General features: G+C 63.6%; 14 protein-coding genes and 2 tRNA genes. 9 read left to right on the forward strand and 7 right to left on the reverse strand.

Annotation, left to right across the window (positions count from 1 at the left end; translation table 11 throughout):
- The first annotated feature begins 27 nt into the window (after nucleotides 1–27).
- Nucleotides 28–2088 (forward strand): outer membrane protein assembly factor BamB family protein, encoded by a 2061-nt coding sequence (locus C476_RS03395; RefSeq protein ID WP_049911571.1) that lies wholly within the window; start codon nucleotides 28–30, stop codon nucleotides 2086–2088.
- An 81-nt stretch (nucleotides 2089–2169) separates the two neighbouring features.
- Here the strand turns inward: C476_RS03395 and C476_RS03400 are convergent, their stop codons facing one another.
- A complete protein-coding gene (locus C476_RS03400) occupies nucleotides 2170–2793 on the reverse strand; it encodes a TlpA family protein disulfide reductase (protein WP_049911572.1) in 624 nt (207 codons plus the stop codon).
- A gap of 206 nt (nucleotides 2794–2999) precedes the next feature.
- On the opposite strand from C476_RS03400, the gene C476_RS03405 reads away from it, so the two are divergent.
- Complete coding sequence (locus C476_RS03405; RefSeq protein ID WP_008009883.1) at nucleotides 3000–3677, forward strand: LysE family translocator; 678 nt, start codon at nucleotides 3000–3002, stop codon at nucleotides 3675–3677.
- A gap of 489 nt (nucleotides 3678–4166) precedes the next feature.
- Here C476_RS03405 and C476_RS03410 read toward each other — a convergent pair whose 3' ends face one another.
- Nucleotides 4167–4841 (reverse strand): HD domain-containing protein, encoded by a 675-nt coding sequence (locus C476_RS03410; protein ID WP_049911573.1) that lies wholly within the window; start codon nucleotides 4839–4841, stop codon nucleotides 4167–4169.
- 222 nt (nucleotides 4842–5063) lie between these two features.
- Here C476_RS03410 and C476_RS03415 point away from each other — a divergent pair, with 222 nt between their 5' ends.
- The 3 genes from C476_RS03415 (at nucleotide 5064) to C476_RS03425 (ending at nucleotide 7623) form a co-directional block, all read left to right on the forward strand.
- Complete coding sequence (locus C476_RS03415) at nucleotides 5064–5480, forward strand: cobalamin B12-binding domain-containing protein (RefSeq protein WP_008009887.1); 417 nt, start codon at nucleotides 5064–5066, stop codon at nucleotides 5478–5480.
- Nucleotides 5477–6571 carry a methylmalonyl Co-A mutase-associated GTPase MeaB gene (gene meaB / locus C476_RS03420; RefSeq protein ID WP_394295553.1) on the forward strand — a complete coding sequence of 365 codons (1095 nt, stop codon included), beginning with the start codon at nucleotides 5477–5479 and terminating at the stop codon, nucleotides 6569–6571. Before C476_RS03415 ends, meaB begins: the two co-directional genes overlap by 4 nt.
- 113 nt (nucleotides 6572–6684) lie before the next feature.
- Nucleotides 6685–7623: an alpha/beta fold hydrolase gene (locus C476_RS03425; RefSeq protein ID WP_008009892.1), complete on the forward strand. Its 939-nt coding sequence runs from the start codon at nucleotides 6685–6687 to the stop codon at nucleotides 7621–7623.
- A 79-nt stretch (nucleotides 7624–7702) separates the two neighbouring features.
- On the opposite strand, the gene C476_RS03430 is transcribed toward C476_RS03425, so the two are convergent.
- The 3 genes from C476_RS03430 to C476_RS03445 all read right to left on the reverse strand — a co-directional run bounded on the left by C476_RS03430 (nucleotide 7703) and on the right by C476_RS03445 (nucleotide 9713).
- The gene (locus C476_RS03430) at nucleotides 7703–8095 is read right to left on the reverse strand and encodes a Zn-ribbon domain-containing OB-fold protein (protein ID WP_008009894.1); all 393 of its coding nucleotides are present in this window, start codon (nucleotides 8093–8095) and stop codon (nucleotides 7703–7705) included.
- Between the two features lie 49 nt (nucleotides 8096–8144).
- A complete protein-coding gene (locus C476_RS03435) occupies nucleotides 8145–9311 on the reverse strand; it encodes a thiolase C-terminal domain-containing protein (RefSeq protein WP_008009896.1) in 1167 nt (388 codons plus the stop codon).
- 330 nt (nucleotides 9312–9641) lie between these two features.
- Nucleotides 9642–9713, reverse strand: a tRNA-Ala gene (locus C476_RS03445).
- Nucleotides 9714–9917: 204 nt separating this feature from the next.
- Here C476_RS03445 and C476_RS03450 point away from each other — a divergent pair.
- From C476_RS03450 to C476_RS03460, 3 genes are all read left to right on the forward strand, one after another.
- Complete coding sequence (locus C476_RS03450; protein WP_008009900.1) at nucleotides 9918–10616, forward strand: class I SAM-dependent methyltransferase; 699 nt, start codon at nucleotides 9918–9920, stop codon at nucleotides 10614–10616.
- 128 nt (nucleotides 10617–10744) lie between these two features.
- Nucleotides 10745–10815 (forward strand) — tRNA-Gly (locus C476_RS03455).
- A 116-nt stretch (nucleotides 10816–10931) separates the two neighbouring features.
- A complete protein-coding gene (locus C476_RS03460; RefSeq protein ID WP_008009902.1) occupies nucleotides 10932–11480 on the forward strand; it encodes a GNAT family N-acetyltransferase in 549 nt (182 codons plus the stop codon).
- A gap of 415 nt (nucleotides 11481–11895) precedes the next feature.
- Here C476_RS03460 and C476_RS18845 read toward each other — a convergent pair whose 3' ends face one another.
- Complete coding sequence (locus tag C476_RS18845; protein WP_008009903.1) at nucleotides 11896–12045, reverse strand: DUF7512 family protein; 150 nt, start codon at nucleotides 12043–12045, stop codon at nucleotides 11896–11898.
- A 20-nt stretch (nucleotides 12046–12065) separates the two neighbouring features.
- Nucleotides 12066–13241 (reverse strand): MBL fold metallo-hydrolase, encoded by a 1176-nt coding sequence (locus C476_RS03465; protein WP_008009906.1) that lies wholly within the window; start codon nucleotides 13239–13241, stop codon nucleotides 12066–12068.
- Nucleotides 13242–13467: 226 nt separating this feature from the next.
- Here C476_RS03465 and C476_RS03470 point away from each other — a divergent pair, with 226 nt between their 5' ends.
- Entirely contained in the window at nucleotides 13468–14556 is a 1089-nt protein-coding gene (locus C476_RS03470; RefSeq protein ID WP_008009908.1) for a rhodanese-like domain-containing protein, read from the forward strand.
- The last annotated feature ends 82 nt before the right edge of the window (nucleotides 14557–14638 follow it).

Genomic DNA, 14638 nt, shown 5'->3' on the forward strand with positions numbered 1-14638 from the left:
AGATGTGTATAAGAGACAGACCCCGAAGTGATCGCCGCGGCGAGGACGCCGCTTTCCAAGCGACTGCAGGCGATGGACGGCCGCCAACGGCGCGCCCTCGAGCGTGCGCTGACGACGGCTGTCGCGGAGACCGACGGACGGCCCGTGACCGCGACGTTGTGCGACGAACTCGACGCAGACGGCGTGGACCGACAATCGCTCGCCGGCGAGATCGCTCGACTGGCAGCTGCTGCCCCCGACGACGCGGCGGCAGCGCGTGATCGACTCGTCGCGTTGCTCGAGGCCGAGGACGAAGCTGTCCGCGGGTATGCAGCGCTCGCGCTTGGAATCCTCACAGTAACGGGCCGGGACGACGGCGCTGCGCTGGGCGACGCGATCGACGAAACCGACGGTCGACTGCACGCAGCCGCCTCGCTCGTCAGCGGCGAGACGCCGACTCACACCGACGAGATCAACACGCAACTCTCCGGAATGGGGCGGCGACTCGACGATGAACCGTGGGCCGCCGGGCTGGCTGTTCTCGCGCTGTCGGTCCTCGCCAACGAGTCAGCGAAGCTCCGTCCGACGGGCATCTCGAAGATCGCAGCCGGCCTCGGCGTCGAGAGTCCGATCGTCCGCGTCACCGCCGGACGAACGCTGGCGTCGATGGCCGCCGACGATCCTGACAGCTTCGACGCGGTGACCGACGAGCTGTGTGCGGCGCTGTCGGATGCAGACGCCGACGTTCGCGCGACGGCTAGCGCGACACTGGCCGACATCGCCGAGCTGACGGAAGCGCTCGAGGGAGACGAAGACCGGCTCACAACCGATCTACGGCCGCGGCTTGCCGATCCCGACGGGCGCGTTCGGACCCGCGTCCTCCGGATTCTGACGGCGGTCGATGCCGTCGACGCGCTTCCCGCCGTTCGGCCGCTCACTGACGACCCGGTTCCGGGCGTCGCGGGCGCGGCGACGACCGCGACGGAGCGACTCGAGTACGTCAGCGGCCACGAGGTCGACGACGGTCGCGAGTGGCCGATGGCGGGTGCAGGTCCGGCAGGGACGAACGCCGTCGCGGCGGGCGACGAACTCGGCACCCGACCGACGGTCCAGTGGCATCTCGAGACCGCCGGCGACATCGAGGCTCCACCGGCGCTGGTCGGCGACATTGTCTTCCTCGCCGACGGGAACGGCGTGGCCGCGCTGGCGCTCGCAGACGGCAGCGAACGCTGGCGTGTCGAGTCGGACACCGCGATCGAAACGACGCCCGCGGTCGTCGATGATACCGTTTACATCGCTGGTGACGCCGTGATTTCGGCGCTCGAGGCCGACACCGGCGAGCGCGTCTGGCGACACGCGATGGACGAGCCAGTCCGAACACCGCCGACCGTTTCCGACGGGACGGTCTACGTCGGCGGCGAGACACTTTCTGCGATCGATGTCGAGACCGGCCAGTCGGTCTGGACGAAGTCAGTCGACGATCGAATCGTCGGGCTCGCCGTCGCCGATGGTGTCGTCTACGTCGCCTGTGACAAGCGCGTCGTCGCGTTCGCGGCCGCTAATGGGGACCAGCGCTGGGAGACGGACATCGCTCTCGAGGGGACGATCCGTAGTGCGCCGGCGGTCGCGGACGGGAGGGTCTACCTGAGTTGTGGCGACACGTTGTGCGTGCTGGCCGCCGCTGACGGCGAACGGCAGTTCCGCTTCGATACCGGCGGGCGACTCCCAGCGTCGCCAGCGGTCGCGGATGGAACCGTCTACGTCGCCAGTGCGGACGGCAGCCTCTATGCGATCGACGCGAGTACCGGGAGCGAACGTTGGCGAGAAGCGCTCGGGCAGGCGGTGACCGGGCCGGTCGTTCTCGGCGACACCGTCTGTCTGATGACCACCGATGGACGACTGCACGCGCTCTCGACTGCCGACGGCTCGCAACGGTGGGAGTCCACGCCGGATGCAGTCGGCACGGAGCCAGCGATCGCCGCCGCAAGCGGCCGGCTCTGCCTCGGAAGCGACGCTGGACTCACTGCGTTCGGTGCTGACCAGTCGTCGTGGACGGCGTCGATCACTGGCCTCCTCACTGGGTTCGGAGACGGACCGGGAGAACAGTAGCTGCTTACGCCTGCCTGCGGGCAGAATCGGTGGCTCGTTCCGATCCGAAACAGCCCACTGCCACGGGCCATGGACGGCCGCTCAGGTAGATGTCGACTCGGTGGCGTTGGCGTCGGCAGACGAGTTCGTCGTCCCGTCGCTGCTCGTCTCGAGGATGGATTCGACGCGGTCGACGATTACGTCCGGCGACGTGACGCCGAGTTTCTCCCAGCGTTTTTCGCCGTTCCCGTCGATGACGACGGTTACGGGGTAGCCGACGATACCGTACTGGGCCGCAATGTCCCCTGTCGGATCGTAGCCGATGGGCCAGTTCCCGCCGTGGTCGCGCCACCAGTCCCGGAGTTCGGCCGGCGGCTTGCCCTCCGGGGATTGGTACGTCGCCCCCAGAAACGTCAGTTCGTCGCCATAGTCTGCGACGAGTTGTGCGTGTGCCTCGGCGAGGTTCGGCATCTGCGCCTGGCAGTTGCCACAGCCGGTGACGAAGAGTTCGACGACCATGAGATCACCGTTAGGGACCGACAGCGTCCCGGCGTCGCTGCCCCGCGCGTCGATCGTCTCGACGGTGAGCGGCCCACCGTCGTCACCGCCATCGTCCGCGTCGGCGGTGTCGGCTCGAGACGAGAGCCCGTCTCCGAGAAGCAGTCCGCCTGCACCGGCTAGGGCCCCGATGCTGCCGAACCCAGCCACGATTTCCCTGCGTCTCATGGCACGCTCACCACCTGGAACGGACGCGATCGAAACCGACGGTGCTCCATGTGCACCGGTATGGGCGCGAGCAACTAAGCTGTCATTGGTTTATGTGTCGAACCAGGGCCGCTACCGCTGTCGGCCCCCTGCTCGAGTGGACTGTCGCCGGCCCGCGGCGTTCGCTGCGCTTTTGGCGCTGTATCACCCACTGCCGAGCGAGACGCGTGACTGCCCTCATCGTCACAGCACTGGCTGGCATCCTCTTCGGACTCGCACTGGCCGCCCCACCGGGGCCGATGAACGCAATCATCGCCGAGGAGAGCGTCGTCCGCGGCTGGGCAGCCGGCTTCCGGGCCGGTCTTGGGGCCATGCTCGCGGACGCGATCTTCTTCGTGCTCACGCTGGCCGGCGTCGTCGCCGTCATCGATCGCCTGTCGGGGCTTCGCCCCGCGCTGTACGTCGCCGGCGGCTGTCTGATGCTGTATTTCGCCGTCGGCGCGATCGACGAGGCCAGAGCCGCCACGTCGTTTACCGACGCTGCCGGGAGCGCTGCCTCTGGCTTTCGCAAGACGTTCGCGCTCTCGCTGACCAACCCCTACCAGATCAGCTTCTGGCTCACCGTCGGCGTCGGCTTGCTCGAGCCCGGGACGCTCGACGTCCTCGCATACGCCCCGGCGGTTGGGAGCGCGCTCGCGGGATCGCTGGTCGTCCAGACGGGATCGCCGGCGCTGCTGGTCGGCTTCTTCGCGGGAATCGCGTGCTGGATCGTCGCCTATCCGGCAGCGCTGGTCGCTGCAGGTCGCCGCGTCGACGCCTTCGCGCCCATTGTCGCTGCGGGCAGTGCCGTCGTCCTCGTCGGCTTCGGCGTGCTCTTTCTCGCGATGGGACTCGGTATCGTCTAACGGTGACCTCACCAGCGCTGGCGGTGGATTATTTGATTAACGAGATACTAACGCAGATATCAATAAAAGCACAAAATCAAGTGCAAGAGTCGGAATCATACCAAATATAAACAGGGATGCGATCCCCACACCTGTGACCATAGCCCCAATTAGCATCCCAGAGCCGTTTCCACTACTAGAAAGTGAACGATAGAGATGGTATCCAACACCAGCTTGGAGAACAAATAATACAATACCGAACAGGGATATAGCGGGCATTATTCACGCATTTGGTTTATACACATATATGAATGTCGGATGATTTTAGGAAAATTCGTGGAACAGGAAACGATCAATCCGCACGTGTAGTGACCGAACTACCCAATTTAGCTTCAGGCAGAATCTGAATAACGAAATCGGTCACCCATCTACTGTTACACCAGTCACTGCTGTGGGTGGTTACGTTTCGAAACCCCCCGTCTCGAGTGGTCGCTGTCCTCGACGGATCGGTTACTCGCCCAGCGCCGCGATTTCGTCTTCGAGCCACTCGCTGAACCACTTGACGCGTTTGAGCCGCTGGTGGGCGATGCTCTCTGCGGTCTCGCTTTGGACACGCGAGGCGGCGTCGTACCCACGCTCTAAGACGCGCTCGACCATCTCTTCGCTGTCCATGTGCGTGCGAGCCTCATAGCCCATGCGCAACAGCATGAGTGCGGTCCCGTTTGCACCGACCTTATCGAGCAGGTCGGCCTCGATGAGACACTGGGTCTCGAGGGCGAGATCGGTCAAATCGCCCTGATAGGAGTGGTGTTCGATCGAACGACACACCTGCTGGATGAACGACTCGGGATACTCGCCGTGGGACTCGAGGTACTCACGGGCGACGCGAGCGCCGGCCTCGGCGTGGAGTTCCTGGTCGGTCTCGAGTTTGGCGACGTCGTGAAAGAGGGCGGCGACGCGGGTGACGTCGACGTCTGCGCCCTCGCCGTCGGCGATTTCCGTCGCGAGCTCGACCACGTTGAGGATGTGATTATGGCGGTACTCGGCGGAGTGCCACGGATACCAGCGCATCCGCCCACCCTCGTCTTCCTTCTCGACGCTGGCCGCGAGATATTCGAAGACGAATCCTTTCATCTCCTCGAACTCGGCGTCGGTCACCCTGGTCTCTTTTATTTCGACGCCCACGATAGATCCCTCCGCAGCAGACGAACGATAGTCATTACTGGAATGTTCGGTCGTTTCGCTCTTTAGCCTTTGGTTCGGTCCAGTTTTGGGCGATATGACAGTCATGCCGTCACAACTCCACTCGATCACCGACCCGTGGCCGCCACGGAATTCCGTCGCTGCACCAGCCGATGGAAATAATTTTCCGTTAAAGTCAAACAGTCGGCTCGGAAAGAGGGGGGTATGAGCAGCGAACAGGAAGCGGAGTCGATTCGGTGTCTCGTCGCCAAAGTCGGCCTCGACGGTCACGACCGCGGGGCACACGTCATCGCACGCGCGTTCCGTGATGCCGGCTTCGAAGTCATCTATTCCGGACTGCACAAATCGCCCGATCAGATCGTCCAGGCCGCCGTCCAAGAGGACGTCGACGTCCTCGGCATCTCCATTCTCTCGGGAGCCCACGACACGCTCGTCCCGAAGATCATGGACGGGCTCGAGGAGTACGGTGCCAAAGACGACACGCTCGTGCTCGCCGGCGGCGTCATCCCCGACGAGGACCGCGAGGGACTCAAAGACGACGGCGTCGCGGCCATCTTCGGCCCCGGGACCTCGATCGAGGAAACTATCGAGTTCGTCCGCGAGAACGCGCCGCAGCGATGACCATGGACGAAGCCGACGAATCGCTACTCGAGGCGCTGCTGGCGGGCGAACACCGCGCACTCGCCCGGGTCATCTCGAAGATCGAGAACCGGTCGCCAGGCTATCGGGACCTCGTCTCGGAGCTCTACGCCCATACGGGCAACGCCGACGTAATCGGCATCACCGGCTCGCCGGGCGCTGGCAAGTCGACGCTGGTCGACAAACTCGCCGAGGCCTACCGCGAGCGTGGCGAGACGGTTGGGGTCATCGCGATCGACCCTTCCTCGCCGTTTACCGGTGGTGCCGTACTGGGCGACCGCATCCGAATGGCGTCGACCGTCGGCGACATGGACGTCTTCGTCCGGTCGATGAGCGCCCGTGGCACCCTCGGCGGGCTCTCGACGGCCACCGCGGACGCCGTCAAGGCGATGGACGCCTTCGGCAAGGACAAGATCATTATCGAGACCGTCGGTGCCGGCCAAAACGAGATCGACATCGTTCGGACCGCCGACACCGTCGCCGTCCTCGTCCCGCCGGGATCGGGCGACGATATCCAGACGCTGAAAGCCGGGATCTTGGAGATCGCAGACGTCTTCGTCGTCAACAAGGCCGACCGCGAGGGTGCGGATCGGACCGTCCAAGAATTGCGTGAGATGGTCCACCTTGGCGAAGAAAGCGGACTCGCCGGTAGCGCTGGCCACCACGGCGTCGACGCGATGGACGGCGATGACTCGAGCTGGGGCGATGCCGACGAGAGCGATGCGGAAGACGACTGGACCCCACCGATCGTCGAGACGGTCGCCACGAAGGGGACCGGCGTCGACACCTTTATTGACGAACTCGCGAACCACCGGACCTATCTCGTCGACTCTGGGACCCACGCCGAGAAGGTCCGCCAGCGCTACGCCGAAGAGATCCGGACGCTGCTGCGCGAGGACGTCCACGCCCTCCTCGAGGACGAACTCGCCGACAGCGGCGGGATAGATGAGCTCGCCGAAGCCGTCCGGCAGGGCGAGACTGATCCCTACTCGATCGCCACCGACGTGCTCGCACCCGTCGAGGCCTGCGTCGAGAATCTGGCTGCCGACGCGGACGACTCGAGTGCCGAGTAGGCCGGGTCGCTCGAATCGCAGCACCCGCGCGCGGTTGCAGATCGATACGCCGGTTGCAGCAGAACCTGTATTTGAACCTGAACTCTAAGGCTGTCGCCGTCCTACATCCCTGTATGAAAGCCCGAACAGTCCTCGGTGCAGCCATCGGAACTGTCGGCGGGGCCATCATCGGCAATCGCCTGCTGAAACGGCGTGCCGGCGACCTCGAGAACCCGCTGGTCGGCATCGAACGCACCTATCGCTGGCGAGGGATCGAGACGACCTACACCGTCGCCGGTGATCCGACCGATCCGGACATGCTCTTGTGCCATGGGATCTACGCAGGCGCAAGCAGTTACGAGTTCGAACCGATCGTTGAACAGTTAGCCGAGGACTATCACGTCTACGCGGTCGACTTGCCGGGCTTTGGCCGCTCCGAGCGACCGCCGCTGATCTACGCGCCGTCCCTATATGCCGAGTTCATCCGTGACTTTGCGGCCGACGTGACAGCGGAGCCGATCGTCGTCGCCTCCTCGCTGACCGGTGCGTTTGCAGTCGACGCCGCCACCAAGACCGACTTTCAGCAGCTGGTGTTGATCTGCCCGACCGACGAAACGGCGACTGAGCGGCCGTGGCTCCGAACCCTGTTTCGGACACCGGTCGTCGGGACGACGCTCTATAACCTGCTCGCGAGCAAACCCTCGATCCGCTACTTCTACGACCGGGAGGGGTACTACGATACCAGCCGGATCGATCCGGAGACGGTTCAGTACACCTGGGACAGCGCCCACCAGCCCGGCGCGCGCTACGCTCCCGCCTCCTTTGCCGCAGGCACCCTCGATCCCGAGTTCGACCTCGCGACCGAACTGGCCGTCCTCGAGACGCCGACCACGCTCGTCTGGGGCCGCGATGCGGGCCTCGTTCCACTTCGAGATGGGCGCGATCTCGCGGCGGCTGCCGATCTGGATCTAGTCGTCATCGACTACGCGACGCAGTTGCCCCACGCCGAACATCCCGACGAGTTCGTCGAGTATCTGCGTGCGGAACTGCTGGCTGTCGACATCGACGAGTAGTCGACCGTCGACGAGCTGGGAACTGCGGCTCGTGCTGTCTGCTGGCCATGAAAGACACGCACCGACGGCCGCGAACGGACTATGCCGGTCGGAACCCGATCACGCGCTCGCCGGTCGTCTCCGAGACCGTAATCTCGAGTTCGACCTCGAGCCCGGTCTCAACCGCCTCGGGATCGATCCTCACAACTTGCCCAGTGATCCGCACGGGACCGACGGTCGCGATAGCAGTCGCATACGGAGCGTCCGCTTCGAACGCCGGCGTCGGAACGTGCGTGATGGTGAACGTCTCGATCTCGCCGCGTTCGGGGAGGACGACCGCCTCGAGATCGGTCGCGCCACAGTCGGGACAGACCCGCCGCGGGGGCAGGGAGCCGTGGCCATTGGCACACTCGAGGTAGTAGGCGTCGCCGGTTTCGGCGGCGTCGAGCCACTCGTCGAAGCCGGCGTCCGCGACGTCATCAGCGTCGCTCATTCGTCCATCACCTCCGGACATCCGTCCGGCGTCATCGCGATCGCTCGGCTCACGCGACCACCTCCAGGACGTGAACCATTGCACTCGCAACCGTCCCACCCGCGTTGTGGGTGACGCCGGTCGTCGCATCCGCGACGTGGTCGCTGTTCGGATGCGTGCCCGCAAGCAGCGTCGCCATCTCGGCGACCTGAGAGGCACCGGTTGCGCCGACCGGGTGGCCCTTCGCCTTCAGCCCACCCGAGAGGTTGACCGGCAACTCGCCGTCGGCAGTCGTTCGCCCGTCGCGGGCCGCCGAAATCCCCTCGCCGATCGGCTCGAGATCGAGCGCCTCGAGCGCCAGCACTTCGGCGATCGTAAAGCAGTCGTGGACTTCCGCGACGTCTACGTCGCCGGCATCGATACCGGCGTCGGCGTAGGCCTCCGCGCCGGCCTCGCGGGCGGCTGGCGAGCGGGCGAGATGGTCACGGTCGTGCAGCGCCATCCGATCGCCGCCCTGGCCAGTGCCCGTGATCGCGACTGGTGCCTCGAGATCGTGGTCTGCGGCGTAGTCCTCGCTGGTCAGTACGAGCGCGGACGCGCCATCGGAGATCGGACAGGCGTCGTAGAGACCGAGCGGCTCCGAGACCAGCGGAGCCTCGAGCACGTCGTCGACCTCGATCGCGCGCTGGTACTGGGCCTTCTCGTTGGGGAGCGCGTTGTCGTGGTTCTTGACGGCGATGTGGGCCAGATCCTCGCGGTCGCCGCCGAACGCGTCGAAGTAGGCCTGGGCCATTAGCGCGTACGCGCCAGGGAACGTCGTCCCGGCGCGGACCTCCCAGAGGTCATCCGCGGCGATCGCAAGCGCCTCCGTCGCGCCCGCGGTGCCGAGATTCGTCATCCGCTCTGCGCCGCCGACGAGGAGCACGTCGTTTTCACCGGTACGGATCCGCTTGACCGCCTCGCGGACCGCAACGCCGCTCGAGGCACACGCGGACTCGAACCGCGTCGCGGGTGCTTGGACGCCTGCGGCTTCGGCCATCAGCGGCCCCTGATGGCCCTGGTGTTCTGCGAGTTCACCCATGAAATTGCCGTAGAAGACGGCCTCGACGTCGTCTCGAGAGACACCGCTGTCCTCGAAGGCCGCAATGCTTGCTTCGGCGAAGAGATCCCGTCCGGTCCGCTCGGGACTGGCTCCGAACGCTGTTAACCCTGTTCCTGCAACACGTACGTTAGCCATATACACACATACTGGATGGTCCCGTTAATAGTCCGCGGTTACGGAGCTGTTATCACAGTCGGCGATCGGCTCCGGTCTCATCCAGCGAGTAGTTGTGCTGTGTTGCGATCTGTGCGTCGCAGCGGAAGCGATGAGCGCGAAGGCTGACGACACTCATGACGAACTGCTTGCCGTTGATCGCTATCGGAAGCGTGACGGTCGTCTTGATCGGGACGGGAAAGTGGTAAAATACGTGCGCTGACAACGTATTCAAGCGTCTGTGCGAAAGCTGGACGCTTCAAGACCTGTCTTCATCGATGTCGAACCCTGGTTACGGCGGAGAAATTCGAGTGGACTCGCCGGGATTTGAACCCGGGGCCTCTCCCATGCCAAGGGAGTGATCTACCCCTGATCTACGAGCCCTCGTACGCATTCCACAGTTCCCGTCGGGTATAGATAAACCCCTCGAATTCCTCGAGCCCCGTCACGCTCACACATTCTCATCGGCTGACGCTCAATCGGGCCCATCGGCGCTGCAGTCGTTCTCGGCCAATCGAGATCTCACAGTGGTTTCCGTCCAAGCAGGTTACGAACGCTTTTTGCGGGTTCCCCGACGAAGCCTGACCGATGGCCGGGGATCAGGACCGTGACCGTCGAGATGACGAGCACACCAGCTGCGCAGACGTGCGTGACACCTACGACCGTATCGCGACCCACTTCGCCTCGACGCGGGAGTACGCTTGGCCTGAAGTCGAAGCCTTCGTCGAGCGCCACGCGACCGACTGCGGCACCGCCGGTGTCGGTCTTGATCTCGGCTGTGGCAACTGCCGCCACGCCGAACTGCTGGCAGCCGACCTCGAGTCGGTCGTCGGACTCGATGTCAGCCGCGGGTTGCTCGAGACGGGCCGCGAGCGGGCGCTCGAGCGTGACTTCGATGTCGCGCTGGTCCAGGGGGATGCGGCCTCGCTTCCGTTGGGAGACGACACCGTCGATATCGCGATCTACGTCGCAACGCTGCATCACCTGCCGACCCGGCGTGCCCGCCGGGACAGTCTCGACGAACTCGCGCGGGTGCTGGCCTCCGACGGCCGCGCGCTCGTCAGCGCGTGGTCGACCGCTCACGACCGGTTCGACGAAACCGACGGCTTCGACACGACGGTCGAGTGGACCCTACCCGGTGGCGAGACGGTCGATCGCTTCTATCACATCTACGCACCCGACGAGTTCGAAACGGATCTGGCCGAGAGCGCCCTCTCGGTGCTCGAGTCGGAGGTCTCGAGCGGGAACTGTTATGCGACGGTGGCAGGCACGGAGTCGACACCGTAGTCGACCGCGGATAGCGGCTCGAGACGCTAGTTGTCGGTCGATGATCGGCTGACGGCGGCGGTACTCACGGGCGGGCAACGGATCGGAAAAGGAAGAGCCTTAAACGTGGAACGAAAACCAGAGAATGCGCGCGGATGGTCTAGTGGTAGGACCTGAGCCTTCCAAGCTCATGGCCCGGGTTCAAATCCCGGTCCGCGCATTTCTGCTGCGAGCAACGTCGGAAGCAACATCGAGTGTTACGCTCTTGTGTCAGATTTCGAAAGCCGGAGCAGGAAGACTCCGTGGATTGTAGTAAGCTGCGTTCCAAGACAGTCCGTGGAGTACGAACTGCTCGGCTGGCCACCCGACGGCCCCAAACTCCGGCTCGATTACGAACGGTTCAGCTACGCCGGCAAATTCGTCATGACGAATACCGGCAAGGCGGTAGCGCGGTCAGCGGACGGCGAGATCGTCGCGGCAGTTGCGTTCAACGAGGATCGCACCGATGCGGACACGCTGTGGCTGCGCTACGTGACCGTCGACCGCGACCGGCGCGGCGAGGGCATCGGCCCTCCCCTCTGCCGAGAAGTCCGCGATCGGGCCCGCAAGCGTGGTTATGAACGGCTCCGGATCGCCGTCAACAACCCCTTCGCTTACGAAGCGCTCTACCGGGCCGGCTTTGCCTACACCGGTGAGACGACGGGGATCGCGGAACTGATCCTCGAGTATCCGACGCCAGACGACGACACCGACTGGGACGACCGCGAGCGCTATCAGGCTGGACTCGAGGAGTTTCGCGATCGCGATCTCTCCGACGACGAGACGGCGTTTCTCGACACGCGGCGTGACAACGAGCCGCCGGACCGCGAGACACGCGACGAGTGAGGCTCAGTGGTAGTCAGACCGCCTCGGTGAGTAGCGGCCACTGGTATACAGTTTCACTCGGGGGAGCGCACAGTTGCGGATCGATAGCGGGGCGCTAGACAATTGGAAACCTGCTGGGAAACACCTACGACGCGATCCGGTTTGCACTCGCGCGGCGTGTCCATGCGGGACGGCAGTGCCTTCGATCAGCGTCGACCGGAATCAGTCGGGTCGTCGAACGGCTGCGCGAGCGGTGCCCAGTATAATTGCCGAGGAGTGAGGTTCCGTTGACAACCGGCGGAAACTAGAAGCCGGTAATCGGAAGGGAGTGGTGAGATGCTCGTGCTCGCACGAAGCACCGTGACACCGCTATAGCTAGCGACCCCGAAGGCTCGAGGCCGCTCAGGTTACCACGTCAACACTGGCAGCGCTCTCGTTACTCGCCTCGCAGCAGATCCACGACGTAGTCCCCGAAGGCCTGCTCGAGGCCGCCGTACCCGATGTAGAGGATTATCGCCTCGAGTAAGACGATACCGACGAGGGCAACTGCTTGCGCGTTTCCCGAGAGGGATTCGATGCCAAACATTATGGGACAGGGTTGGGGTTTCAGTCGTCAGCGACGGCGCTATCCGACGTGGCGGCACAGCGGTTCGGACCGAGCTCGAGTTCGGTCTCTTCGTCTTCGTCTTCAGGTTCGTACTCGCCGGCGTTGGTCGCGATGACCTGCTCGTAGTTCGGTGGCTTCGACGGCAGGTTGTCGAACATATGCTCGACGAAGTCTTCTTCGTCCATGCGGAGGATCTCGTTGTTCTCCCAGAGGTAGCCGACGGTCGAGAACATCGGCTGGCCGGGCGTCACGTCGATGTACTCGCCGTCGTTGGTGACCGAGAAGTGCCCCGGCAGGATCTTGACGTCGTTGGGCTCGGTCATGATGACGTTGTGAAGCGTCTCGTACTGGACGCGAGCGCCGTCGCGGGCGTCCTTGTCCGCGAACTGGAGTTCGGTCCGGCCGATGGATTCGACGAACAGCGTGTCACCGGTCAACAGTGCCTCGTTGTCGACGAGATAGGAGGTCATTCCCGTCGTGTGGCCCGGCGTATGAACGGCCTTGATCTCGACGTCGCCGAGTTCGACGACGTCGTTGGGTTCGATGGGGTCGAACTCGAACTGCGGGTCTCGGGTTTCGGCGGGTGCGCCGAGGTGGTATGGCACGCCGAGCTTGTCGGCGAGCTGTCGGCCACGCGAGATGTGGTCGGCGTGGATGTGCGTGTCGAGGACGTGAGTTACTTCGAGTCCGCGTTCGCTTGCGGCCTCGAGGAACTCGTCGGTTGCGCGGGTGACGTCGACGAGTGCGGCTTCGCCGGCGCGTTTCGAACCGACGAGGTAGCCAAGGCAGCCCTTCGAGCGCCGCTGAAGTTGGACGACGACGAGATCGTCGTTTTCCGTGGCGATTGGCACGATGTCGTAGACCATACTCCAGGCCTCCATGCCGTTATCGACGGTCTTGACCTCGTTAACGTATCCCTCGTCCTCGAGGTAGTTCGCGAACCCGTTCGCGGATCGGCCCGTCGCACAGATCGTCACGACGGTGTCGTCCGCGTCAATGGCGTCTTCGTCGAACTCGCCGACGAGTTCGTCGTCGCTCCCCGAATACTCGACGTTCTTGGCACCGGCAATATGCCAGTCCTCGAAACTCTCGGGCGATCTGGTATCGAAGAGGACGAAGTCCTCGTCGGCGTCGATCATATCTCGCAACGCTTCAGCAGTGATTGTCTCGACCATCGTCACTGTATTGTATATAGTGCCCACGTAAAACGGTTTGAGCGGGGAGAATAATTTCCCTCAAATATTGGGGGTGAGAGGAAAGTGCGGAGGTACCCTACATAATTTCCGCAACTTCGCTCGAGGTTCGGCGCACACAACCTGGAACCGGACTCAAAGCTGACATTGGAGACAAATATACCAATAGCGTCTTTACGCGCAAGTTCTTACTGATATTGTAGGGACAATGCAAACCTCAGACATCGAGGAGGCGCTGATGGACCTTCCGCCGAGCTCGAAGTTTATTTATAAGACACTGTCTCGGGAGGGGTCGATGACGCTCAAACAGATCACGGAGGAGACACTTCTCTGTTCGCGGACAGCACGATATGGACTCACGCAACTCGAGGAGGAAAACCTGATCGAGGCCGCACCGGCGCTTCACGACGGGCGACAGACCTGTTATAGTATTAGCCACCGGTCGATCGGAAACGACCGCACTGGCTATCCCGAACAGGTCCTCGTCGAGCCGGACAGTGCGCACAAACGGCTTGAAGCGTTCAAAACGGACGACCCCGACCTTCGACTGGTCGAGATTTCGACCGAGTACGAGGAGGGCCACGTCCCGGGTGCCGTCAAACTCGACCCACGGGAAGACTTCCTCGATGCCGGCACGCGGACGATTCCCAGCGCTGACCGGCTCGAGAAGATCTTAGGTGAGCGGGGGATCACGCCTGACAGCACGGTCGTTCTCTATAGTAACGGCTACAACGAGTTTGCGGCGTTCGTCTACTGGACGCTCAAATACTACCGCCATCGGGACGTCCGGTTGCTCAACGGGGGCAAATACTACTGGACCGAGAACAACTATCCGATGACGAAGTCGACCCCAACGGTCACGCCGGCCGAGTACGAGACGCAACCGCCGAACGAACACATCCGCGCGTACCGCCAGGACGTCCAGAGTGCGCTCTCGGAGGATGTCTCCATTATCGACGTCCGATCGCCCGAGGAATACTGTGGGGAGGCCGACGCACCCGCGCGTGCAAGCGGACACATTCCCCGAACCGTAAACATCGAGTGGGAGAGCGTCGTTCGAGAGTGTGGCCGGTTCGAGCACAAACAGGTACTCGAACGACCGTTTGCCGAAGCAGGAATCACCGAAGACGACGAGATCCTCGTCTACTGTAATGTCGGCGAACGTTCGGCCCTGGTCTGGTTTGCGCTCTCGGAACTGCTCGGCTATCCGAACGTCGCAAACTACGATGGCTCCTGGTCCGAGTGGGGGAACCTCGTCGATGTCCCGGTCGAAACCTGCGATTCGACCGACCGGTAACCCCTGTCCTGCTATCCATCCGTCAGCCGCTGTACTCGAGCGCCGCCACTGACGGCCCCACACCAGAACGGACGATTGTTAT

It is taken from the genome of Natrinema limicola JCM 13563 (assembly GCF_000337475.1).
Taxonomy (GTDB): Archaea; Halobacteriota; Halobacteria; order Halobacteriales; family Natrialbaceae; genus Natrinema; species Natrinema limicola.

Excerpts from the sequence above, each read along its gene's own strand:
- C476_RS03400 (WP_049911572.1), bottom strand. The coding sequence starts at position 2,793 with ATGAGACGCAGGGAAATCGTGGCTGGGTTCGGCAGCATCGGGGCCCTA.
- C476_RS03415 (WP_008009887.1), top strand. The coding sequence starts at position 5,064 with ATGAGCAGCGAACAGGAAGCGGAGTCGATTCGGTGTCTCGTCGCCAAA.
- meaB (WP_394295553.1), top strand. The coding sequence starts at position 5,477 with ATGACCATGGACGAAGCCGACGAATCGCTACTCGAGGCGCTGCTGGCG.
- C476_RS03425 (WP_008009892.1), top strand. The coding sequence starts at position 6,685 with ATGAAAGCCCGAACAGTCCTCGGTGCAGCCATCGGAACTGTCGGCGGG.
- C476_RS03430 (WP_008009894.1), bottom strand. The coding sequence starts at position 8,095 with ATGAGCGACGCTGATGACGTCGCGGACGCCGGCTTCGACGAGTGGCTC.
- C476_RS03435 (WP_008009896.1), bottom strand. The coding sequence starts at position 9,311 with ATGGCTAACGTACGTGTTGCAGGAACAGGGTTAACAGCGTTCGGAGCC.
- C476_RS03450 (WP_008009900.1), top strand. The coding sequence starts at position 9,918 with ATGGCCGGGGATCAGGACCGTGACCGTCGAGATGACGAGCACACCAGC.
- C476_RS18845 (WP_008009903.1), bottom strand. The coding sequence starts at position 12,045 with ATGTTTGGCATCGAATCCCTCTCGGGAAACGCGCAAGCAGTTGCCCTC.
- C476_RS03465 (WP_008009906.1), bottom strand. The coding sequence starts at position 13,241 with ATGGTCGAGACAATCACTGCTGAAGCGTTGCGAGATATGATCGACGCC.
- C476_RS03470 (WP_008009908.1), top strand. The coding sequence starts at position 13,468 with ATGCAAACCTCAGACATCGAGGAGGCGCTGATGGACCTTCCGCCGAGC.